At 69.1% G+C, this 9,207-nt stretch carries 7 protein-coding genes and 1 pseudogene; 1 reads left to right on the top strand and 7 read right to left on the bottom strand.

From position 1 onward, the window contains the following. Nucleotides 1–52: 52 nt before the first annotated feature. The 6 genes and pseudogenes from KBZ10_RS13715 to KBZ10_RS29395 form a co-directional block, all read right to left on the bottom strand. Nucleotides 53–1,153, bottom strand: a complete 1,101-nt coding sequence (locus KBZ10_RS13715; protein ID WP_210987876.1) for an SIS domain-containing protein — start codon at nt 1,151–1,153, stop codon at nt 53–55. A gap of 85 nt (nt 1,154–1,238) precedes the next feature. Further along, nucleotides 1,239–1,985 carry an SDR family NAD(P)-dependent oxidoreductase gene (locus KBZ10_RS13710; RefSeq protein ID WP_210987875.1) on the bottom strand — a complete coding sequence of 249 codons (747 nt, stop codon included), beginning with the start codon at nt 1,983–1,985 and terminating at the stop codon, nt 1,239–1,241. Nucleotides 1,986–2,424: 439 nt separating this feature from the next. After that, complete coding sequence (locus KBZ10_RS13705) at nt 2,425–3,477, bottom strand: methyltransferase (protein ID WP_210987874.1); 1,053 nt, start codon at nt 3,475–3,477, stop codon at nt 2,425–2,427. A 164-nt stretch (nt 3,478–3,641) separates the two neighbouring features. Next, complete coding sequence (locus KBZ10_RS13700; protein WP_210987932.1) at nt 3,642–4,835, bottom strand: cytochrome P450; 1,194 nt, start codon at nt 4,833–4,835, stop codon at nt 3,642–3,644. 449 nt (nt 4,836–5,284) lie between these two features. After that, nucleotides 5,285–5,584, bottom strand: a complete 300-nt coding sequence (locus KBZ10_RS13695; RefSeq protein ID WP_210987873.1) for a hypothetical protein — start codon at nt 5,582–5,584, stop codon at nt 5,285–5,287. Further along, nucleotides 5,581–5,883 (bottom strand): annotated as a pseudogene (locus KBZ10_RS29395) (transposase); the annotation flags it as partial. The pseudogene KBZ10_RS29395 and the gene KBZ10_RS13695, both read right to left, overlap by 4 nt. Nucleotides 5,884–6,566: 683 nt before the next feature. On the opposite strand from KBZ10_RS29395, the gene KBZ10_RS13690 reads away from it, so the two are divergent. Continuing rightward, nucleotides 6,567–7,292, top strand: a complete 726-nt coding sequence (locus KBZ10_RS13690; RefSeq protein ID WP_210987872.1) for a dienelactone hydrolase family protein — start codon at nt 6,567–6,569, stop codon at nt 7,290–7,292. Between the two features lie 417 nt (nt 7,293–7,709). On the opposite strand, the gene KBZ10_RS13685 is transcribed toward KBZ10_RS13690, so the two are convergent. Continuing rightward, nucleotides 7,710–9,056: a class I SAM-dependent RNA methyltransferase gene (locus tag KBZ10_RS13685; protein WP_210987871.1), complete on the bottom strand. Its 1,347-nt coding sequence runs from the start codon at nt 9,054–9,056 to the stop codon at nt 7,710–7,712. Nucleotides 9,057–9,207 lie beyond the last annotated feature (151 nt).

Here is a 9,207-nt window from a genome sequence, read left to right as displayed (position 1 = left end):
GCTGCCTTCTCCGATGCCCTGCGCCCGCCGTGGCAGACGCCGTGCACCCGTATCAGCCGCCGTTCTCCGCGGCGATGGTGCTGCCGTGGTACCAGGGGTTTCCTGCAGCCTCGGAAATGAGGTTGCGCGACTTCGTCTCCCGCGCCTTGCCCAGATCGAGAGTGAGGTACTGGACGAACTCCAGAGCGGTGAAGTACTGCCGGATGAAAGTCGACTGGTCGAGTTCGATCTCGGTGACCGTGACCTTTGCGTTCTGCGGGATCGGTGCAGTCAGCAACGACACCAGGTTCTTCCGCTTGGCCCGGGTGTACTCGTCCTCTTCCGGGTCGGAGAAGACGAGGACGCTGTGCCTGCGCTCCGGGTCGGTGAGCGTGGCCACCTCGCTGTGGCAGAACTCGTGGAAATAGTTGCGCGTCGCCGGCACCATGGCGATCTCGTTGAAGTGCATCTTGGCCAGCTTCAGCAGGCTCTCGTGCCACTTGGGTGAACCGAGCATGATGACGTTGGCGTTCTCGCTGCGCGCGGCGGCGTCCGCGGCCAGGGCACGCAACTCGGGGGTGAAGTCGGTCCGCAGGTCCTCGGCCAGGGAGCGGACCTCGGGCCCGTAGTCCTTGTCCAGCAGGCCGAGCCGCAGGAACATGTCGATCAGGATCGAGAAGTACTGGCCCACGTGGAACAGCGGGTACTCGCGGTCCGGCTTGCTCAGCGTCCAGCGCGCGATGGACACGCCGTGCTCCTCGCCCAGCTCGCCGAGGCGGCCGCCCGAGGTGAGCAGCAGCACCCGGTCGTGCACGGGGCGCAGCGCGTGGAAGGCACGGACCGGCTCGTTGGAGTAGCCGCTGTACGAACTCAGGATGATGAGCGTGCGCTCGTCCTCGATCACCGCGCGCGGAACAAGGTATTCGAAGTCGTAGTCGTTGAAGACATACACTTCGAGGTCGCTGCGGATCGAGTTGAAGAACACCTTTATTACGTCCGACACGATGGCCGAGCAGCCCATTCCGCTGAAGACGATGCGCGTGAAGTGACCGTCCTTCAGCCTCTTCAGGAGGTCGGAAGAGATGCCGGATATGTCATACTCGTCGAACTTGGTGAACCCTGTGCGGTACTCCTGCTCCAGAAACTCCTGGTAGCGCTCAAGGCGTGATCGCATGAGTATTCCCCTTCCTAGGAAATCAATGGAGTGCCGGCGATTCCAGCAGGAGTGGGCGTGCGCCCCGGTTTGTGCACCGAGTGCTTCACCACATGAACTGGCCACCGTCCACAATCAGTTTCTGCCCCGTGATGTACGCGGCCCCCTCGCCCACCAGGAATTCCAGTGCGTCCGCCATCTCATCGGTGGCACCTATCCGGCGCTGCGGTATCTCACTCAGCAACGCATCCATGTACTCCGGCTCGGCCAAGCGGAAGCGCGTACGCATTTCTTCCGTGTCGATCATTCCCGGTATGAGGCAGTTCACGCGGATACTCGGAGCGAGTTCCATGGCCAGGCACTTGGTGAGATGAAGCATCCCGGCTTTGCTCGAACAGTAGTTGGCGCCGTTCATCCGGGGCCGAATCGCTGTGGTCGCGCCGATGTTGACGATGGAACCGCCGCCGGCCTCCAGCATGGCCGGGGCGAAGGCCCGCGTCATGTAGAACGGGCCGGACAAATTGGTGTCCAGCACCTGGCGCCAGTCGGAGTCGGAAATCTCAAGCACCGGACGGTCGATGTTGAGACCGGCATTGTTCACCAGGACCTGCGGAACTCCGTGCTCGGTCCGCACGACTTCCGCGAATTCGGCGACTTCATCCGGGTCGGACACACTCGACCGTACGACGGACAGCCCTTTCTCCACCTCTTGCAGAGCAAGATTCGCCGACTCTTCGTCACTGCGATACGTGGCGACCACCCGGAATCCCATCCGGGTGAGACGGTGACTGAAAGCGAGACCGATTCCCTTGGTTCCGCCGGTAACGATGGCAAGCCTGTCATGCGAATTCACTCAAGCTCCCTTTCCTGGATGCGGCGCCGGGGACACGAACAGGCCACGCCGCCCAGCCCCGGCACCGAGGAGACGGGAAGGCGGGTGGTGGGGTGAAGACAGAGGTGACGGTGATGCGGTCCGGATCAGGTGTCGGCAGCGCGGGGCGGCGCTCAGCGCCGTTGCGCGGCCGCGCGCGGAGGGCACGGACGCGTGCAGCTCGCACGCGCGCGGGCCGCGTGGAGGGATGGGACGGGCCTGTACGCCGGCGCACTGCGCCCGGGTGGGAGAGGCGGGAACGCACGGGTGCCCTGACACGAGGACCCGAAGGGCGCGTCACACGGGCGCAGGGCCCCGTCGAAGTGATCCGGCCGCGCTCGCGGCCGGGGGGCCGCCCCCGGTCAGGCGGTCGGAGTCGCCCGCCTGACGGGTCGGCAGAGCGGCATGGAACGGACCGGACTCAGCCGGCGATGGGCTTGCGGGCACGCAGGATGACGTCGAAGCGGCCCGGGTACTGGCGGTCCATCGGCTCGAAGCCCGCTTCGGTGTACCACTGCTCGAATTCCTGCGCCGTGTAGATCCGGCCCTCGGGTGACGCGATCGTCTGGACGTACCCGGCCATGAACGCGGCGTGGGCGGGCCCGGTCTCGTCGTCGTCCTGGGCACACGCGACGATCACCATGTGACCGCCCGGCTCCAGCGCGCGGTAGGTCTTCGCGAAGAGGTCGCGGACCTGATCGGGCGACCAGATTTCAAGGAAGCGGGAGTAGACGACACAGTCGTGGGACGAGGGGAACTCGTCCTTCCAGATGTCGGTCCCGACCGCGCTGATGCGCTCGGAGAGGCCCGCCTCGGCGACGCGGGCCGCGGCCATATCCGCCACGTTGGGCAGTTCGAGGATGGTTGCCTGAAGATGCGGCCAGCGCTGCGCGAAACCGATGGAGTTGGTCCCGGTGCCTCCGCCGACGTCCAGCACCTTCTTGTACGACGAGAAGTCCACGGCGTTGACGAGGTCCTCGACCACCGAGCGGCTCTGGTGCTCCATCATGGCCGTGAAGACCTGCTCCAGGTTCTTGTCCTCTCCGAGGAGCTCGTAGAGCGTGGTCGCCGGGGAATCGGCGAGCAGTTCGCGATGCAGCCCCTCGTTCTCGTTGTTCACCAGCGACTCGTGGAGCCAGCCCATCGGCTGGTACAGCATCTCGTGGGTGTAGCGGACGATCACCGGCATGAACGCGTCCTGGTCGCCGGCCAGCAGGTCGGTGGCCGCGGTGTTGTGGTAGCCGTCGCCCTCCTTGCGGATGAGGCCGAACGCACAGCACCCGAGGAGCAGCACGTGTCCGGCACGTTCCTGCAGCCCGAGCTCGGCGGTGATCTCGTCACGACTGCGGCCCGGCCGGTCCTTGAGCAGGGTGAAGAGTCCAAGACGCAGAGCGGCGTGCATGAACGGGAACCGGAAGCTGGTGTACACCAGCTTCCACAGCTCGTCCAGGGCCGTCTCCGAAGATTCCTTCACAGTTTGTCCTCCACGTTTCTTGCAGCTCGCGAGCAAGCGCTTGCAGCCATGGAGTAGTCACGTTCCGCATCGCCCGGTCTTCTCCGGTTGACGCTCCATGCGGAATGGACATACGGCGTGCCGCGACCGCTCACCCGCCCGTCAGCCCGCCCGCGGCGGGCGTGTCACCACCGCACCGGCAGCTCCCGCACCCCCCGGATCAGCATCCCCGGGAGCCACTCCCCGGGCTCCCCGTCCGCCGTCAGATCCGGGCAGCGCTCCAGGAGCGTGCGCAGCGCCACCTCGCCCTCGAGGCGGGCGAGGGGGGCGCCCAGGCAGAAATGGGTCCCGTGGCCGAAGGAGAGATGGCCCCGGGCCTCGCGCCGCCGTACGTCGAAGCGATCCGGATCGGGGAAGCGCGCCGGGTCGCGGTCCGCGCCGGCCATGGCGATCAGCACGATGGCACCGCGCGGCACCCGTACACCGCCGACCTCGGTCTCCTCCAGGGCGATGCGCGGCGTGGTGGTCTCCACCGGCCCGTCGTAGCGCAGCGTCTCCTCCACCAGCCCCGCCGCCAGCCCCGCCGGATCGGCCCGTACGGCCGCCAGCTGCTCCGGGTGCGCGAGGAGCGCGCGCACCGCGTTGCCGATCGTGTTGACCGTCGTCTCGTGTCCGGCGACGAGCAGCAGGAAGGCCAACGAGACCAGCTCGTCCTCGGTGAGCCGGTCGCCGCCCTCGTCGACCGTGTGGACGAGGGCGCTGAGCAGGTCCTCCCCGGGGCTCTCGCGCTTGGCGGCGATGAGCCCCGTGAGGTACGGCATGACCTGCTCGTACGCTTCCTTCTCCGCCTCGGGGCTGGTGGGCGCGAGGGTCTCGTTGGACCAGGCGTGGAAGGCGGCGCGGTCCAGGCCGGGGACGCCGAGCAGTTCGGAGATGACGATCATGGGGAGCGGGGAGGCGAACGCGTCGATGAGGTCGGCGCGGCGCGCTCCGTCCGCCGTCATCCGGTCCAGCAGCTCGTCGGTGATCTCCTGGATGCGGCCCCGCATCCCCTCGACCCGCCGGGCCGTGAACTCCCGCGCCACCAGCTTCCGCAGCCGGGTGTGGTGGGGCGGGTCGCTCATCAGCATGTTGGCGTTGCCGAGCATGTTCAGGGCGTACGGCGGGCTCCAGCCGGTCTGCCGCCACTCGCGCTGCCAGTCCCGGCTGAGCTGCGGGGCGGTGAAGGCCTCGCGCGCGGCCTCGTACCCGACCACGAGCCATACCCGGCCCCTGTCGGGTGTGACCACCTCGTGCACCGGACCACGCTCACGGAGCCGCGCGTAGGCGACGTACGGGTCGGCGGTGAAGTCGGGGCTGAGCGAGGCGAGCACCTCGATACCGCCGGGGCTGTCGGGCCGGTCGGTTCTGTCGGGTATCGCGGGATCGGCGGCGGCTTTCCCGGTCTCGGTCACGACGGAATTCCTTCCCTCAAGCCCGGGTTACCGGCCCCCGCCGACCACTCCGAGCACGGCCGCTCACTCAACAATGCCGAAAGCGGGCGTGAGGTACCGCCTCGCCACGACCGTTCACACAGATGGTTTCTCTGGTCACAGATACAACACCAAACCCCTTGACCGCACAAGGTGTTCGAGGGTTCTCGCATCCGCACCAATGGCGTGAATCATGTGCTGCGCAACCACTCAATCGCTGGCCAACGCGGCCTAATGGCCAGGACTCGGCCGAACACAGGTCCGCCCAGTGGCTTGAATTCGTCCGATGGAAACTCTGGCATCTGGCACCTGCTCCATGAGATGCCCCGATTTCCGCAGAGTCCCGCGATCTTGTTTCATGCGGACTGCGGGGGTGGCTTCCTGTAGTCGCCACCGGTCGTGTTCGTACTCGGCGGGCGGTACGCAGCCGAGGGCGGAGGGAGCCGTTCCTCGTTGCACCACGGGACCCACCGGAAGATCACCCGCTTGACCTGGCCGAAGTCCCGCCACGGCCCCCGCAACTCCATCAGCCCGGCCTTGAGAGGTCCGTCGAGCGCCTCGGCCGTCGCGTTGTCGCAGCTGTCCGCGACGGAGCCGACCGACGCGGCGGCACCGCCGGCCGGAGCACCGAAGCGACATGTATTGCCTGAACTCAACCGGTCGTTGCGGCACCGGTTTGCTGAAGCAGGAGTAACTGCTCGTTGAACGCCTCGGCCGGGGCCCTCCGACCAAGTGTCCCGCGGGCTGGTGTTCAGCGCGTGCGCAACAGCTTCGATTTCCTCGGCGGACCAGCACGAGAGACCGGTGCCCTCCGGGAAGTGCTGGCGCAGGAGTCCGGTGGTGTTCTCGTTCACGCCTCGCTGCCATGGGCTGTGCGAACCGGCCAAGAACACGGGGACACCGCTTTCGGCCCGGAACTGCGTGTGCACCGGCATTTCTGGCCGCGGTCCCATGCCAGCGACCGCGTCAGCCGCCCGGGGAGCATCAACACGGTGTTGGCGATGACGTTTTCAAAGGAGGGATCAATTCCAGTTCTCCGGAGTGATCAATTCCAGATTGTGTTGAGGGTGAGGGGGGCGCGGGTGAGGTCACGGATCCGGCTGGGCCCGAGGGCGATGTGTTGCAGCGCGCCAGCACTGCTTGAGTTCGGCCACCGCGCGTTCGCCGAGTGCCCGGATGCCTCGGAGCAGACTGTTGCTGGTCCGTGTGCCGGCGTGGAGGCGCCGTTCGGAGCGGCCCTTCGGGCGGCGGTGCGGAACGCGGATGCCGATGCCGGCGCCGATGCAGCCCTTGTCGGCCGGGATGGGCGGGCCGGCGCCTGGATCAGGCCACAACGAAACGCCGGCCCGGAAAGCCGCACGGCCCGGACGGCCCGGACGCGGCCGGCCGCGCGGAACAACGCACTGCCCTTTCCCCGATGGCGACTTCGTGATCACGGGCCCCGCGCAAGAGCAATGCCTCCACGGTGTCCTCTCGCTGACTGTGCGTCAACCCCGGTACGCGAACGACGTCAGCCGTCCGGTCGACCCGCCGGCGGCGATCCGCGAAGGAAGACAGCACGTCAGGCGGATGCCGCGCCCTCGCCCTCGGTGGCAGCAGCCGCCCGGAACAGCTCCGTGGTCATGACAGTGTGTTCGCATGACGACGGTTACGACGCGCACGGTCACGTATCCGGCCGACGGCCTGACCATGGTCGGCCACCTCGCGCTTCCGGCCGGCAGCGGCCGTCGGCCCGCGGTCCTGATCGGCCCCGAGGGACCGGGGCTGAACGACTTCCAGCGGCGCCGCGCCGATGCCCTGGCCGAACTTGGCTATGTGGCATTGGCCTTCGACATCAACGGCGGACGCTGGTTCACCGACCCCGAGGAGATGCTGGCGCGCGTCACCCCTCTGCTCTCCACCCCACGGAGGATGCGGGACATCGGCCACGCGGCTCTCGGCATCCTGCACGCCGAACCGCGCACCGACCCCGACCGGATCGCCGCCATCGGCTACGGCACCGGGGGCGCGATCGCGCTGGAACTCGGCCGTGACGGCGTCGACCTGCGGGCGATCGGCACAGTCAACGCACTCACCACCGGCCGGCCGGGCGAGGCGGCACGCATCCGGTGCCCGGTGTGGGCCGGGGTCGGATCGGAGGACCCGATCATGCCTCCGGCACAGCGCGAGGCGTTCGCCGCCGAGATACAGGATGCGGGTGTCGACTGGCGTCTCGTGCTCTACGGCGGCGCCGTGCACGCCTTCCACCACCCTCCCGTCGACCATCCGGTGGTCCCCGGCGTCGCCCACCACCCACGGCACGCACAGCGCGCCTGGCGCGACGTCGTGGACCTGCTCACCGAGTGCTTGCCCTTGGCGGAATGACGCACAGGGGGCCTCGCCGCCCGCACCGCCATGCTCGGCCCGCCCCCCAAGACCGGAGATTGCCTGGCTTCCGGGATGCGGACCCGTCGCCGGCCCTGGATACGCGTGCCGGGACTTCTCTGTGAGCAGTCATCTCGTGGTGCGGGGCTGACGGGTGGCCGGGAACCGCCTGGCCGCGGGAGCACGTCTGCTGCCGGCAGGTCGAGGATGGTCGCCCGCGGCGCCGGCGGAGGCTTCTGCATCGAGCGTCATCCGAGCGTCAAGAATCTCCGAACACCCACCCCGAAGGCGTCGCCCATACAGGCACCTCGCTCACGAAACCGCAGGTCAGCAGGGTGCACAGACCGATTCGCCCACTCCAACCGCTCCACGGAGGGAAACAGGTCAAGCAAGCCACCCGGACAACAAAACCGCAGGTCAGGAACCCTTCGCAGCCGGTTCGAGGATCGCGACGCACTCCACATGATGCGTCATCGGAAAGAGGTCGAACGCCCGCAGCTTGCGCGGCTTGTAGCCGCCCTCGCGGAAGTAGGCCAGGTCGCGGGCGAGGGCCGCCGGGTCGCAGGCGACGTAGACGATCCGGCGGGCGCCCAGGGCCGTGATCCGGGCGACGGTCCGCCTGCCCGCGCCCGCGCGCGGCGGGTCGAGGACGACCAGGTCGGCCTCGGTGATGCCGGTGCGGGGCAGCACCTGCTCGACCTTGCCGTGTTCGATGCGGACACGGTCCAGGTCGGCGAGGTTGTGCCGGGCGTCCTCCACCGCGCGCTTGCCGGACTCGATGCCGAGCACCGCGCCGGTCTCCCCCACCCGCTCCGCGATGGCGCCCGCGAACAGCCCGACGCCGCAGTACAGATCGAGGGCCATCTCGCCCCTGCGCGGCATCAGGCCCTGCATCACGGCCTCCACCAGCACATCCGCCGCCTTCGGGTGGACCTGCCAGAAGCCGCCCGAGCCCACCCGCCAGGTGCGGCCCGCGGCCCGCTCGCGGACGAAGGGCCGGCCGTGCACCCGGTGGACCCCGCCGTCCCTCTCCTCCACCCGCATCACCGAGACGGGGCGGTCGAGTTCGACGATCGGCAGCCGGCCGCCGGGCCGGGGGGTGAGGATGACCTGCCGGTCGCTGGAGCCGGTGGCCGCGATCGCCTCGACGCCCGCGATCCGCGGCCACTCCCGCTTCTCCACGCCCAGTTCGCCGACGCCCGGCGCCGCGATCAGGCAGTGGTCGACCGGCTGCACCTCGTGCGATCGGTGCTTGCGCAGGCCCGCCTGCCCGTTCTCGTCCACCGCGTACTGCACCCGGGTGCGCCAGGCGGGCACCTCGCCCTTGGGCAGTTTGTCGCCGGGCGCGGGTTCGACGGTCCCGTCCCAGCCCGCCTCCTCCGGCGTCAGACCGGCCAGCCGCGAGAGCTGCTCGGCGACCACGGCGCCCTTGAGCCGCCGCTGCGCGCCCGGCGCCGCGTGCTGCCAGTCGCAGCCGCCGCACTTGCCGGGGCCGGAGAACGGGCAGGGCGCGGGGATCCGGTCCGGCGAGGCCTCCCGCACCTCCACCGCGTCGGCCCGCAGGAAGCGGGAGCTCTCGTCACCCTCGGTGACGCGGGCGACCACCCGCTCACCGGGCAGCGTGTGCCGGACGAAGAGCACCCGGCCGCCGGGGGTGCGGGCGATGCAGTGGCCTCCGTGCGCGACGGGCCCGACCTCGACCTCGTACTCCTCACCGACGAGCGTGGGGACTGCGGAGGCGGAGGGGGCGGATGGTGTCGTCACAGCGGGGACGCTCCTGAGCTGGTGGTGTACTGAGTGGCTGGCAGAAGGGGTGCGGGCGCGTGCGGGCTCCCGGGTCCGTACGGGTGCGGCACGGCCGGCCGCTCCGGGCGGCCGCACGGTACGCCCGGGGCCCGCAGCGCCGGAAGCACGG

Source organism: Streptomyces sp. F63, assembly GCF_018070345.1.
GTDB lineage: Bacteria > Actinomycetota > Actinomycetes > Streptomycetales > Streptomycetaceae > Streptomyces.
The sequence above is the reverse complement of the archived record's forward strand: the minus strand, read 5'-3'. Positions and strand labels throughout refer to the sequence as shown.